Below are 22209 nucleotides of genomic sequence, written 5' to 3' on the forward strand. Positions count from 1 at the left end.
CTGGAGCTACTGATGCCAGACGTCCCTATCTGCGAAATTCGAATTATCCGGACTGCCTCAGGCCTCCGGCCGTACCTCCTGGTGGAGGGCATTCCAGTGATCCTTGCAAACCTCTGGGCAGAGGATTTGCTTCACAAATCACGTCCCAATACTGTCGAGAACTACCTACGTGACGTTGGTATTGCGTATGAGTGGGCTCTCAGCCGAGGCTCCCCCCTAGAGGGAAAACTTGAGCGTTTGATGGTCTTCAGTTCAACGGAGCTGACATCGCTAGCCGAATCCCTCTGCTCCACCAAACGAGGCGCGGGAGCGAGCCAATCGACATGCGCACGACGGTTCGAAGCGATTAAATCATTCATAGATTTCTCCTTTGAGCATTACGCAGAACTCAATCGACTAAGCCTACTTGAGCAGTATCAAGCGGAAAAAAACAAAGCCAAAAATCTCAGAAACCTACAAAAAAAAGTTACTAAAATCTCGCAACAATCAGAACCGCCGCTGCCTGCTACTCCGCTAGATTCCGAGGCACAAGCGTTACTTCGACGCGTACTAATTCCGAATAGCTTTAGAAATCCGTTCAAGAGCGCACAAATACAGACCCGTAATCAATGCTTGGTCATGGTGATGATTGAAACGCTTGCCAGGCGTGGAGAGCTAGTTCTAATAGAGATTGATGATATTGATCTTGGACCCTCCCCTACAATCCGTATAAAGCGTCCCAGCGATATCAACAGAGAGCGAAGAAAAGACGGTGCAAGCCTTAAGACACGAGGACGAATCGTCCCCATAACCAAATCGCTAGCAGCGCTCCTGAAGGAATATATTTCTGAACATCGGCTTAAGCTTATCAGACCGAAAAGGCCCTGTACTGCACTCTTCGTGAGCTCCCGCGATGGACGGCGGCTGTCTGCACGAACCGTAAATACAATTCTTCGAGTCACCGCAGCCAGCCTCGGAGCGCCAAATTTCAATACACGAATTCATCCGCATGGATTGCGAGCGACAGGTGCAAATGTAGCCCGTAAAAAAATGGAAAATAGCGGTGCCATGAGCATAAATGTCAAGGACTCCTTGGCGTACCTTGGAGGATGGAGTACAAGCAGCGAAAGCGTTGAACTTTACTCTCGGCAAGCAATATCTGATCGCCTAGGGGAAATCATCAGAAAGTCCGACGACAAAAACTCGTGGGAGAGTAACGATGGCTAGCTTCTCGCCGACTGGGTTGATTACCGAAATTGAAGATCTATTCGGCATTGAGGCTGACGCCTTCCCTCTCGTGGTTAAATCAACATTTGGTCAAGCCATAACAATTCGTAACGAAACTAAGTGGCTTGATAAGTTAACGATAGAGAAGATCGGATGCGCTCCGATGAATATAGCATGGGGCGGCTCTCTACACACCAATTTGTTAGTTGAATGGCTACTCAGGGGATGGTTCATAGATCGAATACAAACCCACATCGACCTTAGACCACTGATTCTTACCCAGCGGCTTCTGGCCGCGCATAAATTCGCTGAAGGTGACGCAGAGACAATTGGGTATGAAATATCTTCATATGCTTTACGTGAATGCATTCGCCTAAAATCGTTAAACCGTAACGATGAATTAGTAGCGCTTCGAGTATTTTATCGATGGTGTTTGGATGAAGACGTCTCGGGCTTCAACGAGCACGACCACCTTGAACTGTCTCAACTTTCAATAAAGGCATTTGACAACAGACACTTGGTTACAATGCGAGACGACGACTTGGGCCCATTCACTAGGGTACAACTCACGCACATCGAGATGCATCTCTCCAGCAATCAGTTCGTGACTCATACTCAGCGCACACTTTTTCTTCTTTGCCGCGATTGGGGCATACGCCCTATACAGCTAGCTCTAATGCAAGTTACCGATTTCGGAATTGATGAAAATGGCCCATTTGTCAGAGTGCCAAGCGTGAAAGGTATTCGTCGCTCAAGGCTGAGGAGGCATCCGAGCAATTTAGTAAAGCGCTATATCTCCGACGATACTGCAGAGGCTGTAAGGCTTCAGTGCGCCTTAGCTGAGAACAAATGCAATGCCGCATCCGAAAGCATTAATGCGTTATGTGCCAAACATGGCATAAACACTCCCGCTTTAGCTACCCCATTGTTCCCCTCAACCTACAAAACGGAAAGCCGTTTCTTACGATTTCTAACCAACCCCAAACTTACGCCATTCATTTTTCACCTTGATAACAGCCGTATAAGTTACGAATTCAAATCGCTCACGTGGGCGCTTCGGTTGTTAGACCCTCACCGCCCCTCACAAGAAACTGCGCCCCTCATGCGGGTCTCGGCGTACAGGCTGCGCCGAACCAAAGCTACTTCAATGGTGCTGTCCGGAGCATCCCCTGAAGAGGTAGCGGAGGCGCTAGACCATTCAAACCTTGGATCGATCAAGCACTATTTTCGCTACAATCTTGAACTCCAAGAATTCATAAATACAACTCACATGGCAAGCCCGGAGATCAATGCCGCGGTGCAAATTTGGTCTGGAAAATTCTCGGAAGAAGTAACTGACAGATCTATACTAACAGCGATAAGCGGAATAGGGTCATGCAGCTCCAATGAGCCATGCCCTTTCCATCCTACGGTGACGTGCTATGCATGCTCAAAGTTCCGACCTAGCCGTCATGCGAATCATGAAGCAGCTCTGGCTGACATTACCAGATTCCAACAGATGCTCGGAAGTAATTCTACTGGCGCTATGGCTCAGCAGGTCGAAGCAGCAATTCATGGCGCCAAGTCAGTGATAATCGCCGTGAAGGAGCTATAGAATTGAGCGTATCTATGGTAGTTCTGGAAAACCGTTACGACCTTGCAGAGAAACAATTCAATGATCTTAAGTCATGCGGATTAGTGTCAGGGGAGTTCGAGGGAAAGGCATGGCAGTATAACTCAAAAAACATCCCCTTCACTTCACTCGACCCTCTCCACAGATGGTTCCAAGATCAACCATCTCTTCCAAATGTGATTGGCAAGCTCGCTCGCTGCTTTATAGTTAAAGAGATACTTATGCAGCCTTCAGCGACTCTGATTATCGGGCGAATGGCATCGATCAGACACTTATCCTCTATAATGGATAGCCAGAACGTTGAATGGAGCAACATAACGCGGAAAGTCTTTGACAGTACCGTAGATTCCTTCAAAAAAAACTTTTCGAAAGCTACCACTTATAATAGATCGAATGCACTCAAAGCGTTTCTAAATTTTCTTAACCAGCTAAAAATCACGATCAACGGAGTTCAACTCAGATTTCTAGACCGGTTCATCAAGTGGGAACCTGGGATTCCAAATCCCATTCACAGCGCATTAGAACTTACATCAGAAGATTTTAAAAAAAGAGAAGAAAACCTTTACGTTTCTGACTTACACAAGGGGATCGCACAAGCAAGGTGGATCATCAAAAATTCTCCAAATCTTGAGCCAAATCAGGGGTTTGATAGGATTCGCCTAGAATCGTTATGCTTCGGCATGGCTCTTGGTTTGAGGGTTGGTGAAATAGCAAATCTACCAGCGAACTGCCTTATCCAAGACTGTGACACTCATACAACATTTGTCCGGGTACCTGTTGAAAAAAACCTCATACCCAGCGCCGTACCAGTTGCAGACTTGTGGAGCGCCCCGATCAAAGAAGCCTATGAATATTTGCTGGAATGCTGCCAGGGCGCTAGGGATCGCGCACTTGATATTGAATCAAATGGTTTTTCCTTTATAGAAAAAGCTTTAGCTATCCACCGAAACATTCACCCTCTCGACCCCGGCACCTTGGATCAAATCTCATCGCTTGGCCTACCTGTGGAGCAACATTATTTATTGGAAGAAATATCCGAGTGCTTTCCTATATCCAAGAAGGAGCTTTGTAGAGGAGGACGATTTTACAACTGCAGTGTTGAACTCCCCAGAGTAACGGCTGCACGATTTTCGGTTTGGATAGATGAGCGAATACTTAAGTGGGACTGGTCTAACTATCTTAACGAGTTCAAGAAAAATTGTTACAGCGTTTCAGTTCTTGATATAGGAATACACACAAATTCCTCGAAAGCTTCTATAAGCAAAAGCAAATGGTTTATTGACCAGCTCCGCATTTTCCTTAAAGGGATGGTCCAACGTGGGCTCTTCAAAGCTGGTAATAAACCTTCAGACACTCAACTACTCGACATCAAGAGAGAGTGGAAGCGCATTAGAGAGGTCATGCTTTCAAAAAGAGGAGTCGGAGCCGGAGTTCCATCCTTGGTCATCGATATTCGACTATTCAAGCGCGCTTTAGAAAAAAAATACAGATTTCACTTGCAGCGCCATTTCGAAGAGCAATTTACAATGCCCGACGATGGCGAAGACGCACCTTACCATGCGAAGTACACAAGCAAAGGTTACCCTAGCAAACTTAGTGACAATCTGATTGTTGTTTGGGAAAACCAATTTAACTCGGTATCTGAGCAAGGCATAATTCCGCGACCACTCTTCAGAGCCGACCTCTACAACTATCTCAGTGCAAACTCTGCAAAGAGTACAGTTTTTCAGAGGCTTGATTTGAGGCGCCAAGACGGAGAGATATTTTCAATCTCCCCTCACCAAATTCGTCGCTGGGTTACCACGGCAATTCTTCGCGCCGGCCCCTCTGAAACAGCTGTGGACCTCTGGATGGGGCGCACCCCGCGCCAGAGTCGGCAATACGACTATCGTACCGCAAAGGAGCGGGCAGAATACGTGAGGTCTTTATACCTAACCGATGATCCTCCAGCAGACTTCTTGGGAAAACTGGTCATCCGATGGCGGGAAGAGTCAATAGCTGACGACCTAATCGAAGAAATGATCATAGAGAAACTAAGCATTCTGAATTTGACGCCCTGGGGCGGATGTTCACGTGAGCTTTATGTAAGCCCTTGCGACAAAGGCTTGATGTGCATTAGAGGCTTTGGTACAGACGCCGGATGTAAATCATTCCACCTTAATCCTGATGATTTAGAAGCAAAAGCCGCAATCGATAGCTTATTAAGTGAATACGAGAGAATCTTTAAGGTAATCTTTAACAACGTAGCCGATATCACATCTAACATCAGATCCGAACTCGACAACACTCAAGCATTTGACCAACACGTTTTGTTTGTTACTGACATGATTGCTAGTTGCAAGGCTGCCTTAGAAGTTTACTTAAAAATTAAGAAGGCCCCGTTATGAAACAAGAGAAAAAATGGAAAGAGCAAGCATTTGCTATCCTCGCTCAGTATAAAGACGGACGGATTCAAGGACCACTCACGCAGACTGGCCTTGCCCAGCAGGTCGCTGTAAGTAGGCAAACACTATGGCGAGATGAGGAGATCCGGTCATTATATGCGGTCACCCAGACCCATTTGAAGGATGCAAAAAATTCCAGGCGGAAGAATAGTAATGCCAGAATTTTTGCCCTCGAGGCACAGTTGGAAAAAGCGCGAACGGAAAATAATCAGTTGATACAAACGATCGTCAAAGCCGCTCAACTAATGACAGAGAACGCGATTGACCCGAGACGGTATTTTGAAGATGTCACGACTGATAAACCCCCCACTTCTGCAGGAAAAATTCTTTGAATAAACAACGCCAAGTGCAATCGTCGTTTTTACGGGTGCTGTTGCATCCTCAATTTGCCTTAAATAGATCGTCGATTGACGCGCGTGAGAGCTCTTCAGCCGACTCCTTCCCCTCGGAGTAGTGATTGGCCAGGTAGTCTGAGCGATCACGACGTAACTAAGTGAACCTCCCCAGCTCCTCCATTACGTCAACGACACGGTCGTAATACGCCGAGGGCTTCATGCGGCCCGCCTTGTCGAACTCCAAGTAGGCCTTGGGCACGGACAATTGGTTGGCGATGGTGAACATGCGCATCCAGCGGCGCAGGACACGCAACTGGTTGACCACGTCGAACGACTGCGAGCCGCCGCAGACCTGTGTCACCGCCGTCGTCTCGCCTGCGTCCATGGTCAATGGGATCCAGTCGATCTGCGACCTGAACACGCCACCCATTGCCCCGTGACGCTCTGACGAACACCAAACCATGCCTTCCGATCACAGCACTAGGTCGCGCAGTTCTGAATCTGCGGGGAAAATCGTTGTTCAAGATATGGCCGGGCTGAGGTTTGACTGGATGCCCATTGGCTCATCCAGACAACTCAAAATGGATCCGGCCCCTCTTCAACACCGGTGAATGTTATTTCCCGGGGCTCACTTTCGTGTTGCCACCCTAAGAGATAATGCACCCACTGATAATCACCTTGATGTCGATCAGCGACGAGTAACAGCGCCCACCCCGCGAGCAGGAGTCGGTTGGCGTTTTCTTCACTGCGCGTGCTGATCAGCTTCGTCGTCTTTTCAATGCTCAAGCGTGGCTACCTCAGGATGGAGAGTGCGATCGAGCCCATAACCGGACTACACGCAAACGCTACGACCAATCATAGTCTGGCAGTGGATTTACGACTCCTAACCCCCGACTTCAGCACAGAGCACCTAGTTTCGAGCGATGCGAATGACTGGTCAGATCGAATCCAATTGGGTGGTTACGTCGAATGCAAACAGCTGGTCAAGTCAATGCAATTACCCACCAATCACCTCGCACGGTCTAAAAACAGGATCCTGGTGATGGCTCAGATGATGTGATCATCAAGTTACTGCCAGACGGCGGCTGACCATCAGGTGCATGGTAACGTCAGTTCAAACTCCAATCCTCCATGGGCGGGGTTGCGAACAGCTAAAGAACTGCCGTGAGCTGTGCAGATGGCTAACGCAATGGACTGAATCGCCCCGGGTTTTGTAGACACCTCCAAGCCTCATAATAAGGCCCAGTTAGGAGGTGCCATGAGTCGGGATCCCTGTCGTGGACCACACTTGAAGGTCATTCGCAGTTTTGCAGTTGGGTGTTTTTTCTCCATCCCCGCAGATTCATAGCGCACAGACAGAGCTGCAAGATGATCAGAGCCCAGGCTTCTGCCTGCCATCCCCAAACACTCCAAAGCACGTTGCTGACAATAAAGCAGCAGAAGCCGACCTTCCTCCTTCCTGGGCGACGTGAGCCTATGCACCACGCTGCCAGCACCGTCATCACCATGGCTGGCCATTCAAGAAACCCAATCCAGTAAGTCATGCCCTACCTAATCGCTGTTGCGGTTTGAACAAGAAATACCTGCCGGCCCGGTGCGGGCCAGCAGGCCATGCTGTGTCAGGCAGCTCGTTGCTCCCCCTTGAGCAGCTTCTTCTGCGCCTCCATGGCTCGGCCCAGTTCCTCAAGTGCTTTTTTGCCCAACAACTTCTTGGCGGTAGGGAAGAACTCGCTTTCTTCCTCCTCGATATGGTGCTCCAGCAACTCTTTCATGACCTTTACACGGCCTGCGAACTCGACGGTTCCGGTTTCGGTATGCAGCAGATCAGGGAGCACCAGGGAGTCAACGGTTCGGTGCTCCTCCTTTGCCTCGTAGTACATTTTCGCTTCTTCTCTGCCACCTGCTTGCTTGATGGCCGGGTACAAAATCTCTTCCTCAAGAGCGGTATGGATCTGCAGCTCATGCTCGATGCGATGAAGTAAATCAGCGCGTTTCTTTACCGCGCGCTCTGTGGTGTTAGAGAGATCTTCGAGCAGCTTCTTCACCAGTTTGTGGTCTTGAACCAGTAGGTCAATTGCATTCATTGAATCACCTCATCACGGGCTAAACATAGGTTTTAGCCTATGGTTGAGTTGCTCTTTGTCAGCTGGGTTCCACTCCGTTGATGGCTGGCACTGCCGATGGTGAGCAAACGAGTTGCATTCGTGCAGGTGATCGCAGCAAAGCGCGTTGCGGCAGGACTGCGCAAAGGTTTTTCACGCCGCTGAGTGCGACGATGGCCGGGCCTGACTCATCGCATTTGCGCCGATCATCCCCTTCATCAGCCTTCGCCTGAACTTACCCGGCGCTGAGAGTTCATCTGCATAAGGGTCGCAATCGCTCAGCCAGGCGGCCATTTCAAGTGTAGGGAGAGACAGCCATGAGTGAGCCTGTGACGTACTTTTGGATTGCCCTGGCGGCAATTATCCTATTGGTGGACCTGTGGGCGATCGTCAGTGTGTTCCGCAGTGACAAAACAGATTCCACCAAGGCGATGTGGGCTTTAATACTGGTTGTGTTGCCCGTTGTTGGACTCGCGATTTGGGGAGTGGCGGGTCCCCGCGGGATAAAGCGTGGAACCGGGCCGACGTCGAAGGAGCACAGTAAAGGTTAGCTCCGCGCCGGTTGTGAAATCGATTCGGATTCGAATCCGGGGCACTCGATCGAATGCATGTCGTTCCATCAGTGCCTGGTCGCTTGGGCTGCTCCAAGCACGCCGGACTGGTAGGCTGAGATCGCTTGGAAAAGGCTTTCAGCCTCAAGCCGCAGGCGTTCGATATTCTCGGCTGAAGATCCATTAGATTTGGCTTCGTGGTATCGACGCAGGGCTTCTGTCGCCTTCTTGGTCAAAGGCTCTAAGGAAACCAGAGCCTCGCTGAGTGATTCCTTCATAGATGTCCAGCTCCGACAGTGGCTGATTCAGTTGAATGCATACCTGCCTCTCCCAAGGGAGATTGCTGAAGTATGGCTGATAGACCGACCGTTCGAAGACCGAGAGCCGCGACTGCGCAAAAAACTGTGCGTCTTGAGTTTAGGGTTAACAAGCTCTCACGATCCAAAGCTGATCAAGCCTCGTGGTAAAGCTCTGGCTCATCAGGTCTCGCCTCATGGCCCATTCAGGAGCCGTCGGCACGCTGGCTACCCGCAAGGTCCCCCGGCCCCACCTGCCGTTGATTTCATCTAGCACCGTCATCACTTTCTCCGCTGCAACGGGTTGCGACTGCGCGAATAGGTCATCGGTGAATTCGCCAGGCTGGCGTAGGTCCATGAGCAGCACTTCGGCTTTGCTATATTTGAACCCGGAGCGATAAAGTCGATTGACCGCTTCCGTCGCCGCTTTTGTCATCAGCCGAACGTCGTTGGTGGGATAGGGCAGTTCAACCAAGGCTCCATTGGCATACTTGGCTTCTTCTGGGTTGAACATGCCGGTGCGGATGCTGACACGGATCCTTTTGCAGAATGAGTTCTGTGTTCTGAGCTTCTCCGCCGCCCGCTGGGTATAGGTGGCCACCGCCTCCTTGATCGGTTCGATGTCGGTCAGTCGGTTACCGAACATGCGGCTGCAGCAGATTTCCTGCTTTACAGGGTCAGCCTCTTCCAGTTCCAGACAGGAAGTGCCGGCGAGCTCACGGGCAGTCTTTTCAATCACCACACTGAACCTCTGGCGCAGAGTCCAAGGGTCAGCCCTCGCAAGATCCATGGCCGTCTTGATGCCCATGAGTTCCAGATGGGACTTCATGCGTTTGCCGACACCCCATACTTCTGCCACGTCAGTATTGCGTAACGTCCAGTCGCGCTTGAACTCATCACACAGGTCTACTACGCCACCCGTCTTGTCGAGCAGGCGCTTGGCCGTGTGGTTGGCCAACTTGGCGAGCGTTTTCGTTCTGGCAATCCCGACGCCAACAGGCAGGCCAGTATTCTTGTAGATCGTGGCGCGTAATTTCCGGCCAAAGGCCGTCAGGTCACCCTGTATGCCGGTCAGATCAGCGAAGGCTTCATCGATGCTGTAGACCTCAAGCGATGGCACCATCGATTCAATAGTCGCCATCACGCGCTCGCTCATGTCGCCATACAGCGCGTAGTTGCTGCTGAAAGCCACCACGCCGTGACGCCGGAGATGGTCCTTAATCTGGAAATATGGCTGACCCATTTTCACAAAGGGTTTGGCATCGTAAGACCGGGCGATCACGCAGCCATCGTTGTTGCTCAAGACTACAATTGGAGTCCTCATGAGGTCTGGCCGGAATACGCGCTCACAACTTGCGTAGAAGCTGTTGCAGTCGATCAGCGCAAAGACGGGATCAGGCTTTGTCATGATCGCGAACGCTGTATTTGACCACTCCCCAAATGACCAACTCATCACCTTCCAGCACATGACGTGGTGGGAATTTCGGGTTCTCGGACATCAGGATCACAACGTTGTCACGCATGTGCAGGCGCTTGCATACGGGCTCGGTGTTCAGCGCTGCGATCACGATATCGCCATGTTCTGCGTAGAGGCTTCGGTCGACCACCACCAGGTCTCCGCTGTAGATACCGGCACCTTGCATGCTGTCGCCCTCGATCTTCACAAGGTAGACGTGGGGAGCCCGAATCTCGAACAGCTCATCCAGCGAGATGTGCTTTTCAATGTGATCAGCGGCAGGCGATGGGAAGCCCGCTGGCACCTGGAACGAGTAAAGCGGCAGCCGATGGCCACCTTTTGATAGCTGCCCAAGAATACTGAAGCTCATGACGCAGGCCTTATTATTCAAAACTGTATGTATATACAGTTAACGATCTTGGCTGCTTGTGGTCAATCTCATAGGAGAAGATTTCGACAGGTGACACCCATGTGCGGCCGTTACTCAATCTATGAGCCGATGGACCATTACCTCAAGGAGCTTGCGTCAGAGCAGTTGGTGATAAACGGCTATGACCTCTGGCCCATCGAGCGGTACAACGTGGCGCCTACGACCCGCGTTGAAATCATCCGGCCAACCGACGAAGGCTTGAGCGTCGACAAGGTTCGATGGGGGTGGTCACCCTTCTGGGCCAAGGGCAAGCGTCCAGACCCCATCAACGCACGGGTCGAAACTGTGATGACCGGGAAGTTTTTCAAACAGCTTTGGCCCAACGGTCGGGTCCTGGCCCCCGCCGATGGCTGGTATGAATGGGTCCAGGATCCGCTGAACCCCAAAAGGAAACAGCCTTACTTCATCACCTTGAAAGATGGGATGCCGATGTTCTTCGCCGGCCTCGCCGAGGTGCATCATGGGTTAGAACAGGATGAACGCGATGGCTTTGTCATCATCACTGCTGCAAGTGATGACGGGATGGTTGATATCCATGATCGCAAGCCGTTGGTGCTCGCGCCCGAGCATGCCCGCGAATGGGTAGATCCGGAGACCTCTCCAGAACGCGTTCACCAGATCGCGGTTGAGCACTGCCGCCCAGTGGAAGACTTCCATTGGTACAAAGTCGGAAAAGCGGTTGGCAATGTTCGCAATCAGGGAGCGCAGTTGATCAAGCCGCTGAGTCTTCCTTCGGATTCCGATGACTGAATCGCGGGAGACCGTCATGCATCCCCAAACGCCAGATGGCCGGTACTTCGTTGTGAATGGTGTGCTTTGGCGTTGCTCGAACCCGGCGCTAACGGAGGCAGAGCGGCAGCAGTGGGTAAATAGCTTGATGGCCGCCCGCCGTAGGGTCAAAGCAGCAAAGTCGGCAAATGATGCCGATGAGTTGGCTGCGGCCCGGGCGTCTGTTGAGCAGGCAAAAGTTGCTTTAGGAGAGCGAGGTCCCGTGTGGTGGACGGATGGTGCACCTGATCTCAACAGGCATCGAGTAGGCCATACGCCTTACGCCCACTGGTTCAGCCGGTTGGCCCAACCGTAACGTTCGGCCGGACATCACTATGTCCTCCAAAATGGGCACGCTTGCGCTCGTGCGCCGTCCGTCCTTCTTTCTGTCAGTCCTTGGAAACAATGGTGAATGTGCTGACACCAATAGGGAAATGGTGGGAGGAATCTATGGGTGGGCTGGTGTTGCTGGTGGAGGATGACGACATCCTCCGATGGTTGATGACTGAAGTCGTAATGCACTTGGGGCTTGACGTCATCGAGTGCGCAAGCGCCGATGACGCGAGGCACAAGCTGCAAGAGGATCAACCGTTGGCCTTGTTGATTACTGATGTGCGCATGCCCGGCCACTATGACGGTCTGGATCTAGCCAAAGTGGTCTGGGCGTTGCGCCCGGAGCTTCCGGTCATCATCGTTTCAGGCAATACGGTGCTTGAGCCAGGTTTTCTCCCAGGCAATGCTCGATTCATTACCAAGCCATGCACCTTGGACGCGTTGAGCCGCGCGATCAATGAACTCCTAGACCAGTGAGCCGGAGGTTTGAGATCAAGCCCTACACCTTGAATCGTACGCGGATGGTACTTTTTCCAGACTGTCTATCGACCGAAATGGCTGCAGCTCCATATCCGCAGTAATTCTTGACCAAGCGCATCCCTAGGCCGGTACCGGTTGGCTTGGGATAGTTATCCGGAAAACCGTCCCCTTCATCTGAAACGCTGATCAGCGCGTGGTCTCCCGCATCCTTGACTTCGACCTCGATGGTCCCTTTCCCATATTTCAGGGCATTGGTGATTAGCTCAGACACTACCAAACCTAGCGGCGCCATGCGCTCTGGAGGAAGTATCAGTGGGTCGGCTTCTAGGTCGATTTTCCGGTCAGCCAGTGCTCGTCCCAAATCGCCCAGTAGCGTCTTGAGGTAGTCGGAAGCCAGGATGGCTTGTTCATGCGAGGCCTGGTAAAGGCGCTCATGCACGGTGGCGATGGTGACGACCCGGCCAGCCGCTGTCTGAAGCTGAATCCTGACAGCCTCATCGGGAGTCAGGTTGGCTTGTAGGAGCAACAGGGTATTGACCAGATGGAGGCTGTTCTTGACCCGGTGATGGACCTCCTCGACGTCCAGGTTACTTCTGCTGAGTTGGGTGTTTTGCGCTTCGATAAGCGATAGCAACTGGGCTTCGTGATGCCGACGCTCGGTGATGTCCCGGGAAACCGCAATCACTTTCTCCATTACGCCCTGAGGCCCCAAGATAGGGGCAACCGTGACATCCCACCACTTGGGCTCAGCGAGTGCGGTAGGACAGAGGGCCTCGAAGCGCGTCGATTCGCCACTCACGACCTTTTCCAGTGCTTCAAGGACCAGTGACTCGGACTCTTGAGGCCAAAGTTGCCACCAAGACTTACCCTTGACCTGAGCCAGGTCGCCAATCTGCATGAGACAGAGGCCTGCCTCGTTCATGAATTCGATTTCACCCTGAATCGAAAGGACCTTCACACAGTCGGGACTGGCGTTGAGCATGCTTTCCGAATAGGGGTTCGATGCAGGGACGTCAGCGCCGGCGGCCAGCCTTTCCAAGGTCATCGAAATAACGTTGGATATACCTTCCAGGAAGACCAGGTCGCTTTCGATGAAGTCATCACCATCGCTGCTGTCGGCCTCCAGCACGCCAAAAGGGACCGAGAGACCCCGGATTGGCACATTGATCGCGCGTTCTATCCCGTATTTCTTCAGCAACTCTGGGGTCCGAAACCGCTCTTCCTGACCGAGATGATTGGAAAGCACTGGACGGTAAGTCGATATCGCGTAGCCGGCGGGACTCGCGACATCCCCACCTACAATTGCGCTACCGATGTCGGCTTCATCCCAGCCGACCCCATAAGCCAGGAGGAAATCATTGGAGTCCTCGATAGGCGTCAGGACCTTGGCAAAGCGGGTTTCCATCCCCTCTGCCACTACCCTACATGCCTGATTAATTAACGGATCAAGACTGTTCGATTTCAGCGAATGAACACCGAACTCGACAACCAATTCATGCTGCCTCTTGAGGCGGGCATGGGTTTTTCGCAGTGCAGCCCGGATCGTCTCATCAGGAGTTGGGTGTTCCATGAACGATATTCCACAGCATTGGTGGGGGTCGTTATCGTCGCACCGGGGCGCTACAGAAACAATCGCATCAGTTCTGCGGTGTAACTCAATGCTCAGAGATGGTTGAACGGGCCGGCGATCCTTCCGATCCGCCCGTTTATGCGAGCAAGCGCTTGGCTATATGAATAGCCCCCTGCAAGCGATTTTTTTTTGCTCCAGCGATGTCAATGCCGAGCAAGGGCTCGGTCGGCACCCATGAATGTAACCCCTGGTTTTGGTTCTGGAGACGCAAGGACGTAGCGCCATCAAACTCATTGAGCTGAGTGGGAAATTGCAAATGACTTGACCAAGTGTTTGCATCTCACTTGACCAGCCATTTGCATCGGATGTGACCGGCGCACGGGTACGTTTTTGAACGGCAGGAATCGACCCAAAGCGGACGGATCTCGGCCAAAGGCAGTCGCCGGGATCACCCAGGACTCTTGGCGTCAGCGCGGATGCCATGCGTCAGTTGTTTGACAAAAGCCAGCGTTTGATACGCAGCTTCGCGTTTAATTACTAATTGCTGCCCCGCCCTAAACCGAGTGGCGCCAGTTTTCCTGATGTAATCATTATCCGCAACGCCCTGAGTATTAGCTAGCAGGTGAGGCTGCTGGAAAACCGTAGTCAGTCGCTCCAACTGAACAGCCGTAAGGTGCCTATCATAGCCATGCTCTATGGCGGCAAATCAAAGAGCCGAACCACTCCATAAGGTTCTGAAATGTGCTACGTCGAATCTTGGTTCTCGGCGCAATTTTGCGTGGAGCGCCTCTGCAATCCGCTGGAATGCTGTCACGGCCTTTTGCAAAGCGCTTTCGACAATAGTTCACCGCTGTGTCCACATCTGAAATGAAAGCTCTAGGGACCGGCCTGAGCAACGAAGGCCAGCCTTCGTCAGAGATGAATCAGATGGCCGTAGGTAGGCCTATGAAGGTGATTAGACTAGAATGCCACCAAACGCAGTGGCCCGCTGATAGGACAGGGAAATCGCTCAAATGGCTACGGCCCAACAAATCATTGCTCTGCTGAGCAGCCACAACCAAGGTGATGAGGAGCAATTCCTCTCGATCGCCTTGCAGGTTGCCGCCGCTGAAGCTAGACGCGGTCGGAGTGATGTTGCGGCCGAGCTGAAAACGCTGGTTGATACAGCGCGTAAACGTGGACAAGGCAAATCCAGCCAGACGCTTCGCCCTGACCAGATCGCGATTCCGATCTCTAAACCGCGGGGCGAGTTGGAGAATCTTCTATCGGTTGCCTACCCCAAAGCTCAGCTCAACGATCTGATTCTGGATGAGTCAAAGAGTAACCGCCTCAAAAGGCTGATCCACCAACAGCGCCAGAGGGATAAGCTGAGAGCCCATGGCATGCCCCCTAGCTCACGCCTTTTGCTGGTGGGACCACCTGGCGCCGGTAAAACTTTAACTGCATCCGTATTGGCTGGCGAGCTCCAACTGCCTCTATTCACCATTCGCCTAGAAACATTGATCACTCGTTACATGGGCGAGACAGCGTCCAAGCTTCGTTTGATTTTTGATCATCTAAACACAGTGCGAGCCGTTTACCTTTTCGATGAGTTTGATGCGATCGGGGGACGGCGTAACGCTGATAATGATGTGGGCGAAATGCGCCGCGTTCTAAACTCTTTTCTTCAGTTTTTGGAAGAGCCTAACAGCACGGATAGTCTAGTTGTGGCGACTACGAATCATCCAGAGCTACTTGATAAAGCACTCTTCAGACGTTTTGACGAAGTGATTGAGTATGCTCTGCCGGATGCGAAAGGTGTAAAAGCTGTCATCGAGATGTGCATGCATGCATATCTGCCGAAACGATTGCCATGGGCCAAGATTGGCACCGTCGCCTCGGGCCTCAGTCAAGCCGAGATTAGCAGAGCGGTGTCTGAAGTCATTAAGGACTTGATTCTCCATGATGCGAAGCAGGCAACTGCAGAGCAAATAATTACTGCCCTGCAGCAAAGGCATGCACTTAAAGATACTCTTTCAGGATTAAGCCCCAGCTAGTACCTTAAGCGTCTTGGGCTTTGGATTTATGGAAAATTCCAACATGGCGTCGTACGAACTCCCCCACTTCAGATTTGAAAAATTTAAATCCGGCCAGCCTTATAAGAAAAGGCAGATGGACATGAGTTCTGCATCGAATGAGCGAGAGGCAGGACATGGGAGCCGGCTTCGCGAGAGGCTCGACCTCTCCATAACGGCTCATTCCGGGCAGAATGGCTACTTCAGTAATGAAATCAGCGAAAGCCCACGTGCTCTCTACCTTGATGTTGAGATCGAGGCGGGGGCTCCTCCACCGGACTTGAATTGGAAAACTCAAAACATTCGGCTGTCAGCCCTGCGGATTCTAGAGGACGGAGTCACCATTGGTGCACTGTACCTGCCCGAAAACTCGGTGTCTTTTTTTGATAAAAAACTCGCTGAATATGCTGAGCAGAGAACGCCAGGGGGAAAACCAAAGAACGATTCAAAATTCTCTTCCATCAACTACTTTTCTCTCGGTTCCGTGCAGAGCCTTTGGACTGACTCTCGCCCCTTCCCAACCAGCACGCAACAGCTATGGTGGGAGTGTTGGTGCAACGCTACTCAAGTAGACCTTGTTAGACGCATAGCGGCCAAGATCAAACTCAGAATTAATGAAAACACTCTTATTTTTCCTGACGCTGAGGTATTGCTGATATACGCGAACGCGGTTGAAATATCGATGTTGGTGGATAACTCCTGCGGAATCCAAGAGCTGCGCCGGGCGTCCGATAGCCCATACTTTTTTACCAGATTAACGTCTCGAGACCAACAGGATTGGAGTGCTGATTTGCTGGGGCGGATTCGCGCACCCAGCGAAGATAGCCCCGCAGTCTGCATTTTGGATAACGGTGTGAGCTCCGCTCATCCACTGCTGCAGCCAGCGCTGCATTCAGATGATTGCCAAGCAGTAAACCAGGAATGGGGGAGCGATGACCATAACGGGCATGGCACAAATATGGCGGGTGCAGCTTTATATGGTGATATGACCTATGCGATGGCTGACCAGAGAGATTTATTACTGAGCTATAAGCTGGAGTCTGTAAAATTCTTACCCCCTCCAGGATGGGAGCGAAACACTCCAGCAAGCTATGGAATTATTACTCAGTCAGCCGCTAGTTTAGCAGAGACGAGGGCCCCAAATAGGAGCCGGGTATTCTGTATGGCTGTGTCGAATGAGCATGTCTCCGGCGAACGGCCCACCACTTGGAGCTCTGCAATCGACCAACTGTGTTCGGGCACCATGATCGGTGATTTTGACGAGGAAGGGCAAACCGGACCACGCCGTCTTTTCATTCTTTCGGCAGGCAACATCCCAGACTCAACAAACCCTGAGGACGTGGCTGACCTGTACGAATTCCCAATCGAAGATCCTGCGCAATCCTGGAATGCGATAGCGGTAGGCGGATTCACCAATAAGACTGATTTGGAGGGTCAGCCTGGCTATGAGGGATGGGGGACATTTGCCGAGGCTGGCGACCATAGTCCCTACAGTCGATCATCGGTTGATTGGGAGCACAGCCGCTGCCCGATCAAACCTGAAGTTGTCTTCGAAGCAGGTAACAAAGCCTTAAGTCCAGACGGCCAGCAGTTTTACTCAGGCGTTCCTGCACTGTCGATCCTGACAACTGGCAAAAACTTCACACGAAATCCGATTGAAGAGTTTTGGGCTACCAGCTCAGCTACGGCCCAGGCCGCGGGGATGGCCGCAGCGATCATGGCTGAGCACCCAGATTTTTGGCCAGAAACAGTTCGAGCGCTGATGATCCATAGCGCGCAATGGACACCCACCATGCTAGATAAGCTGCGAGGCAAATCTAAGAAGGAGCGCATCTTGCTTGCTCGGCATTTTGGATATGGAGTGCCGCAGTTAGCACGTGCCCTCGCGTCTGCCGAGCAAGACTTGGCTCTCATTTCAGAGGCTCATATCCAGCCGTTTATGAAGGACCGTGACAAGCGGGGAAAAGAAAGTGGTGAGCCTCATTTCAATGAAGTCCACTATTATGACCTTCCTTGGCCAAAAGCCGAGCTGGAGCGACTTGAGAACCGCATTGTCCAGTTGAAAATAACCTTGTCTTACTTCATAGAGCCGAGCCCCAGTGAGTTAGCGCAAGTTATCCCAGCTCGATACCAGTCGTTTGGGCTGCGTTTTGACTTGAAACGAAAGTCAGAGACTGAGCCCGCATTCCGCCACCGAATAAACAAGCTAGAATCACTTGAGCAGAAACCGCCAAAGACAGAAAGCGATAATAACTGGACGTTTGGAGCGAAGCACATCGCTGCTGGCTCAGTTCATAGTGATGTCTGGGTAGGTCCCGCGATTGACTTGGCGGCAAGAGATAAAATTGCAATATCACCAGTTTCCGGTTGGTGGCGATATCGTCACCACTTAGGAAAATACAATTCTCAAGCTCGGTATAGTCTAGTAATATCTATCTCTTCCGAGGGGGAGGATGTACGGCTTCACACGGAAATTTCCAACTTGATTGCAGCGTCTATTGAACCTGACATTTTGGTTTGACACAAACCATACTGCGCACTAATGAAAATTGTTCGATAATTGTGGATGGCTTCAGACTGATCAGTATCATCATGAAGCCACTACCGCGCTTACATCGCCACGCGCCATTCATTCGGCAAAGCTGAAGCTCTCAATGGACCAGCTTGTCCGCATGAATGAAAGTCGAGCCGTAGAACGTGTCATCGTAGAGGGGCGACGTGGCAACCCCCGCGTCACGCGTCAGCTTGCAGTACAGGCTCAGCAAACGAAACACGGTTTTTCTCATCGTCGAGTGCATGCGGTAAAGTGTGTCGGGGTTGATTTTGAGACCGTACTCCAGAAGCCTGTCCTTCACGTATTCGGTGATGGTGTGCTGATTGTCACAAGCATTGAAGATAGCCGCGACTTTCAAGTCAGCGATCTCAATGGGCCCGGCGCTATTGGGGTACTTTTCCCGGGCGGCACGCTCATATTCGCGCAACAGTTGAAGCTCCACCATGTTCGCCCCCAGGATGCTCAGCCAACTGGCCAGCGTCCCCGTGTGCATACGCAATCGCACAGTGCGAGAGCCCCACTGCTCGAAGAAATCCTGCACCCGAGCCCTGTCTTTCAAATCCCGGAGATTGATCAGAGGGATGCCACGCAAGCTCGATTTGGTAGTGGCCGCATTGAAGTGCTTTTGTATATCCAGAAGACGATCGACCGTCTCATCCTTCAAGTTAAACTCACGCTTGCCAAGATATACACAAATAGAGTTGTCCTTGCTTATCAAAACTTTCAAGCCATGCGTAATCATTTCGTAGTCGGCAAGCAAGGCAAGACGTGTCATGAACTTCTGATCAAATTCGAGATCGAATCGACCCAGATCGTTTTTCGTCACGGGCAGCACCCCCGTAACGGTCAGCCAGCAGTAGACGCCCACCGACACATCCCCGAACTCACGAACAAAGCAGCGTTTGAGCAGGTCACGGCGGACCAGTGCCGAGTAGCCAACGAATTCCCCCCTCAAGGTTTCAGCAATTTCCAGTGCGTAACTGGCCTCAACTCCCGTCGACGTGCTTGTCATCGCAAGCATGAATGCCATCTGGAAATCACGTGTAAAGCGATCGACAGCTTCTATCGTCTCGTTCGACAAGTCCGGCCGAGGCACGTCTACGGGGATAGCCTGCCTCAACTCCTCAGCGGTGTTGGCCAGACTTACCTCCAGGAAGTAGTATGCCAAATGCTTGATGATCTCGACCTCACGACCCGCGTGTCGGCTTTCAGCCATCTGCGTGACCCGCTGAACGACCGTATCAAGCTGTCGGCGCTCCTCGGCGTCCATGCCTCGGTAAACGACCAGTTCGCTAAATAAAACTAGATCCAGGAAGTCCAGGCCCGCCTTCTGTGCCTTGGTGATACGAGCCATCTACACCTACCCTTTCCTTTCTGCTGTTGCGGCACCTGCCACCACACCGACGCTTGCCGAAGCCCCCACTGCCATGCCGGTCGTCGCCACTACCGTTGCACCCGCCGCCATGCCGCCGCCACCTGCGGCGATAGCGCCACCACCCAGCGCCGCCAGCGACGCGTTGGTCAGTGCAACCCCAGAGAGCGAACTGATGGCCGTACCGGAAGCCGTTGCCCCCAACAACCCCGTCGAACCAACAGCGGCGGCGATCGGGCCCGCAAAGGCCGCGGCTGCGCCACCTGTGGCCAGAGTACCAACGCAAATCAGGGCCGTCTTGCCTGGGTTCTCGATCACCGTATCCGTTGCCGAGACAACCAGATCGCCTACCGCACCAACCGCACTGCCAACAAAATCAAAAACCGAATCGAAAAAAGACATGTTGAACTCCGAGCACTGTCCAGAAGACATTTCCGGACGACTTGGACGCTATTGTGTCGGGTCGACTTCACACCGGCTATTGTCAAAAAAGTTGTACTTTTTTCTACACGAGTACAGGAAGTAATTCATCCTGGTTCGCCCCAAAACTGCCGCCCGTAAAGGGCGCCCCAAGCATCGATCCGGCTACGTGGCACACCCATTGATTATGCAAGTCTGACCACGCAGATGTGACCACTATAGGTCGTTAGCTGTTCTTCATGACGGGTACCTAACGGAGTGGTCTGCTATGCGTCCTATACTCCTGTGGGCAAAACCGGAGGACAGCATGGACGACTTACGGGAAAAGATAGAGGCGGGTGAGCCACTGATGCAGCAGGCCATTGAGGCATTGCGAAGGTACCACGAAGCCAAAGCTGCGGGGCGCCCATCCGATGAGACCGAGCACCTGAGAGTACTGGCGGAGTCGTTACTTGAGGCCGTTTCGGAGTACCAACTTCAAGTATTTGGAGGCCCAACAAGACCTCTTCATTAAAGGTTAATGTCTACAGTTTCTCTCGCCCCTCTCGACACAAGCTGTCTTTTATGGAGGACTGCTCGGGTCATTGGCTGCCTTCCGCCAAGGGCAGCTTTGGGTCGTTTCCTGCCAGTCAAGACGTAGCCGTGGCTGGTCACATCCGATGCAAATGACTGGTCAAGTCGAATGCAAACAGCTGGTCAAATCAGTGCAATTACCCACTGAGCGCCTACACGGCATTATCGAGAACGAATGTTGGCAAACTGAAGAGCTTCAATGGCATGCGGTGGCCAACGCCGTGGCCACACTAGGTAGTGAAAATGCCGGATTGCCTAATGCCTTAAAGGATGAAAACACCAACCGGCCAGTTTTTGGCCCGTTGAACTCAGCGGTTGGGGCCTTCCATAGCCCCTCCCAGGCATGCAACTGTGCTGAGGTAGCAGGGGCGCAATCCCCTACGCAGCAGGCTTGAGAACGACTTTCGTCCATCCGTCATCGCGCGCGTCGAAGTGTTTGTAAGCGTCAGGCCCTTCGGCAAGCTTCAAGCGATGGGAAATGATCTGCGAGGGCGTTGCACGACCATGGTGGATTAGTTCAGCGAGCCTGCGGTTGTAGGCTTTGACGTTGGCCTGACCGGTGCGGATCTGCTGCCCTTTGAACCAGAACGCGCCGAAGTCGAAGGCCATCTTGCCTTCCTTGGCCAGTTCGTTCTTCGCACCTGGATCCTGCGGTACAAAAACGCCAACCACGCCGATGCCGCCGGTCGCTTTCGTCGAGGCCACCAGGTTGTTCATGGTGAGGTAATTGGCCTCGTGGCCATGGCGATCGCAGCACTGATAGCCCACACACTCGCAGCCTCGGTCCGTGCCCTTGCCATGAGTGAGGTTGAGGATCTGCTCCACTGCCTGCTGCTCGACGGAATTGATTGGCGTGGCGCCCATCTGCGCTGCCAGCTTCAGCCGGTCCGGCTGGTTGTCGATGACGAACACCTGGGAGGCGCCCTTGATCATGGCGGAATGGGCAGCCATCAGGCCAACGGGCCCAGCCCCGTAGATGGCGATGCTTTCCCCCGGTAGGAGGCCGGCCAGTTCGGTGGCGTGCCAGCCGGTCGGGAAGATGTCCGAAAGCATGACGTAGTCATCCTCGCGCTCCTGGGCATCCTCTGGCAGGACCAGGCAGTTGAAGTCCGCATAGGGCACCCGAAGCAGCTCCGCCTGGCCACCTTGGTACGGCCCCATCTCGGCGAACCCATATGCGGCACCAGCCGAGCCGGGATTGGCGGTCAGGCAGAAGCCCGTCAGGCCTTTTTCGCAGTTCTCGCAGAAGCCGCAGCCGATGTTGAATGGCAGGCAGACCCGATCGCCCACCTTCACCCGATCGACTCCAAGCCCAACCTCGATGACCTCGCCCAGGTTCTCGTGCCCGAAGACCCGACCGGCCTCGAATGAGGTACGACCTTCATACATGTGGAGGTCCGAACCACAGATGTTGGTGGTGGTAATGCGGACCAGGACATCGGTGGGCTTCTCGATTCTGGCGTCTGGTACGTCTTTCACTGCGACGTCACGCGGACCGTTGTACACGATTGCTTTCATCTTGGACTCCCGATTGAAAGGGCGAACGAATCACACCCTGTTCAGATCAGGTACCGGGAAAAGCAGCGGCGTTCCCCCGCGTCATGAAGAGGAAGGACCAAAGGTGCTAACCAATGACGGCACATAATCTTGTCC

The 22209-nt window shown here is 52.5% G+C and carries 21 protein-coding genes and 1 pseudogene; 11 read left to right on the plus strand and 11 right to left on the minus strand.

The features are described from left to right. Window positions 1-12 precede the first annotated feature (12 nt). The 4 genes from NTD82_RS24700 to NTD82_RS24715 are packed head-to-tail and all read left to right on the plus strand — an operon-like array spanning window position 13 to window position 5594. On the plus strand, window positions 13-1206 hold the full coding sequence (locus tag NTD82_RS24700; protein ID WP_262130667.1) for a tyrosine-type recombinase/integrase: 1194 nt from the start codon (window positions 13-15) through the stop codon (window positions 1204-1206). After that, window positions 1199-2800: a site-specific integrase gene (locus tag NTD82_RS24705; RefSeq protein WP_262130668.1), complete on the plus strand. Its 1602-nt coding sequence runs from the start codon at window positions 1199-1201 to the stop codon at window positions 2798-2800. The genes NTD82_RS24700 and NTD82_RS24705 overlap by 8 nt, the downstream gene beginning before the upstream one ends. A 2-nt stretch (window positions 2801-2802) precedes the next feature. Then, window positions 2803-5205 carry a hypothetical protein gene (locus tag NTD82_RS24710; protein WP_262130669.1) on the plus strand — a complete coding sequence of 801 codons (2403 nt, stop codon included), beginning with the start codon at window positions 2803-2805 and terminating at the stop codon, window positions 5203-5205. Beyond that, the gene (locus NTD82_RS24715) at window positions 5202-5594 is read left to right on the plus strand and encodes a hypothetical protein (protein ID WP_262130670.1); all 393 of its coding nucleotides are present in this window, start codon (window positions 5202-5204) and stop codon (window positions 5592-5594) included. The genes NTD82_RS24710 and NTD82_RS24715 overlap by 4 nt, the downstream gene beginning before the upstream one ends. 59 nt (window positions 5595-5653) lie before the next feature. Here NTD82_RS24715 and NTD82_RS24720 read toward each other — a convergent pair. The 4 genes and pseudogenes from NTD82_RS24720 to NTD82_RS24735 form a co-directional block, all read right to left on the minus strand. Further along, a pseudogene (locus tag NTD82_RS24720) lies at window positions 5654-6105 on the minus strand (NAD(P)H-dependent oxidoreductase); the annotation flags it as partial. A gap of 68 nt (window positions 6106-6173) precedes the next feature. Continuing rightward, a complete protein-coding gene (locus NTD82_RS24725) occupies window positions 6174-6383 on the minus strand; it encodes a hypothetical protein (RefSeq protein WP_262130671.1) in 210 nt (69 codons plus the stop codon). A gap of 509 nt (window positions 6384-6892) precedes the next feature. Continuing rightward, entirely contained in the window at window positions 6893-7141 is a 249-nt protein-coding gene (locus NTD82_RS24730) for a hypothetical protein (protein ID WP_262130672.1), read from the minus strand. Window positions 7142-7216: 75 nt separating this feature from the next. Next, window positions 7217-7681, minus strand: a complete 465-nt coding sequence (locus NTD82_RS24735) for a hemerythrin domain-containing protein (protein WP_262130673.1) — start codon at window positions 7679-7681, stop codon at window positions 7217-7219. A gap of 335 nt (window positions 7682-8016) precedes the next feature. Here NTD82_RS24735 and NTD82_RS24740 point away from each other — a divergent pair, with 335 nt between their 5' ends. Continuing rightward, window positions 8017-8250: a PLD nuclease N-terminal domain-containing protein gene (locus tag NTD82_RS24740; protein ID WP_095158376.1), complete on the plus strand. Its 234-nt coding sequence runs from the start codon at window positions 8017-8019 to the stop codon at window positions 8248-8250. A 68-nt stretch (window positions 8251-8318) separates the two neighbouring features. On the opposite strand, the gene NTD82_RS24745 is transcribed toward NTD82_RS24740, so the two are convergent. The 3 genes from NTD82_RS24745 to NTD82_RS24755 form a co-directional block, all read right to left on the minus strand. Beyond that, entirely contained in the window at window positions 8319-8528 is a 210-nt protein-coding gene (locus NTD82_RS24745) for a hypothetical protein (protein WP_262130674.1), read from the minus strand. A gap of 145 nt (window positions 8529-8673) precedes the next feature. After that, on the minus strand, window positions 8674-9954 hold the full coding sequence (gene umuC, locus NTD82_RS24750; RefSeq protein WP_262130675.1) for a translesion error-prone DNA polymerase V subunit UmuC: 1281 nt from the start codon (window positions 9952-9954) through the stop codon (window positions 8674-8676). Next, window positions 9941-10372 (minus strand): LexA family protein, encoded by a 432-nt coding sequence (locus NTD82_RS24755; RefSeq protein ID WP_262130676.1) that lies wholly within the window; start codon window positions 10370-10372, stop codon window positions 9941-9943. The genes umuC and NTD82_RS24755 overlap by 14 nt, the downstream gene beginning before the upstream one ends. A 99-nt stretch (window positions 10373-10471) precedes the next feature. Here NTD82_RS24755 and NTD82_RS24760 point away from each other — a divergent pair, with 99 nt between their 5' ends. The 3 genes from NTD82_RS24760 (at window position 10472) to NTD82_RS24770 (ending at window position 12010) form a co-directional block, all read left to right on the plus strand. Beyond that, a complete protein-coding gene (locus tag NTD82_RS24760) occupies window positions 10472-11182 on the plus strand; it encodes an SOS response-associated peptidase (protein ID WP_262130677.1) in 711 nt (236 codons plus the stop codon). 16 nt (window positions 11183-11198) lie between these two features. Next, window positions 11199-11516 carry a hypothetical protein gene (locus tag NTD82_RS24765; RefSeq protein ID WP_262130678.1) on the plus strand — a complete coding sequence of 106 codons (318 nt, stop codon included), beginning with the start codon at window positions 11199-11201 and terminating at the stop codon, window positions 11514-11516. Between the two features lie 134 nt (window positions 11517-11650). Continuing rightward, entirely contained in the window at window positions 11651-12010 is a 360-nt protein-coding gene (locus tag NTD82_RS24770) for a response regulator (protein ID WP_262130679.1), read from the plus strand. A 22-nt stretch (window positions 12011-12032) separates the two neighbouring features. Here the strand turns inward: NTD82_RS24770 and NTD82_RS24775 are convergent, their stop codons facing one another. Next, a complete protein-coding gene (locus NTD82_RS24775; RefSeq protein WP_262130680.1) occupies window positions 12033-13583 on the minus strand; it encodes a sensor histidine kinase in 1551 nt (516 codons plus the stop codon). Between the two features lie 1013 nt (window positions 13584-14596). Here NTD82_RS24775 and NTD82_RS24780 point away from each other — a divergent pair. After that, a complete protein-coding gene (locus tag NTD82_RS24780) occupies window positions 14597-15619 on the plus strand; it encodes an AAA family ATPase (protein WP_262130681.1) in 1023 nt (340 codons plus the stop codon). A gap of 43 nt (window positions 15620-15662) precedes the next feature. Then, the gene (locus tag NTD82_RS24785) at window positions 15663-18158 is read left to right on the plus strand and encodes a S8 family peptidase (RefSeq protein WP_262130682.1); all 2496 of its coding nucleotides are present in this window, start codon (window positions 15663-15665) and stop codon (window positions 18156-18158) included. Between the two features lie 130 nt (window positions 18159-18288). Here the strand turns inward: NTD82_RS24785 and NTD82_RS24790 are convergent, their stop codons facing one another. Beyond that, window positions 18289-19545 carry a hypothetical protein gene (locus tag NTD82_RS24790; protein WP_262130683.1) on the minus strand — a complete coding sequence of 419 codons (1257 nt, stop codon included), beginning with the start codon at window positions 19543-19545 and terminating at the stop codon, window positions 18289-18291. 6 nt (window positions 19546-19551) lie between these two features. Continuing rightward, window positions 19552-19965: a hypothetical protein gene (locus tag NTD82_RS24795; protein WP_262130684.1), complete on the minus strand. Its 414-nt coding sequence runs from the start codon at window positions 19963-19965 to the stop codon at window positions 19552-19554. 325 nt (window positions 19966-20290) lie between these two features. Here NTD82_RS24795 and NTD82_RS24800 point away from each other — a divergent pair, with 325 nt between their 5' ends. Continuing rightward, window positions 20291-20497 (plus strand): hypothetical protein, encoded by a 207-nt coding sequence (locus NTD82_RS24800; RefSeq protein ID WP_262130685.1) that lies wholly within the window; start codon window positions 20291-20293, stop codon window positions 20495-20497. Window positions 20498-20934: 437 nt separating this feature from the next. On the opposite strand, the gene NTD82_RS24805 is transcribed toward NTD82_RS24800, so the two are convergent. Beyond that, window positions 20935-22074 carry a glutathione-independent formaldehyde dehydrogenase gene (locus tag NTD82_RS24805; protein WP_110968422.1) on the minus strand — a complete coding sequence of 380 codons (1140 nt, stop codon included), beginning with the start codon at window positions 22072-22074 and terminating at the stop codon, window positions 20935-20937. Window positions 22075-22209: the final 135 nt, after the last annotated feature.

Source organism: Pseudomonas sp. 5P_5.1_Bac1 (assembly GCF_025466015.1).
GTDB lineage: Bacteria > Pseudomonadota > Gammaproteobacteria > Pseudomonadales > Pseudomonadaceae > Aquipseudomonas.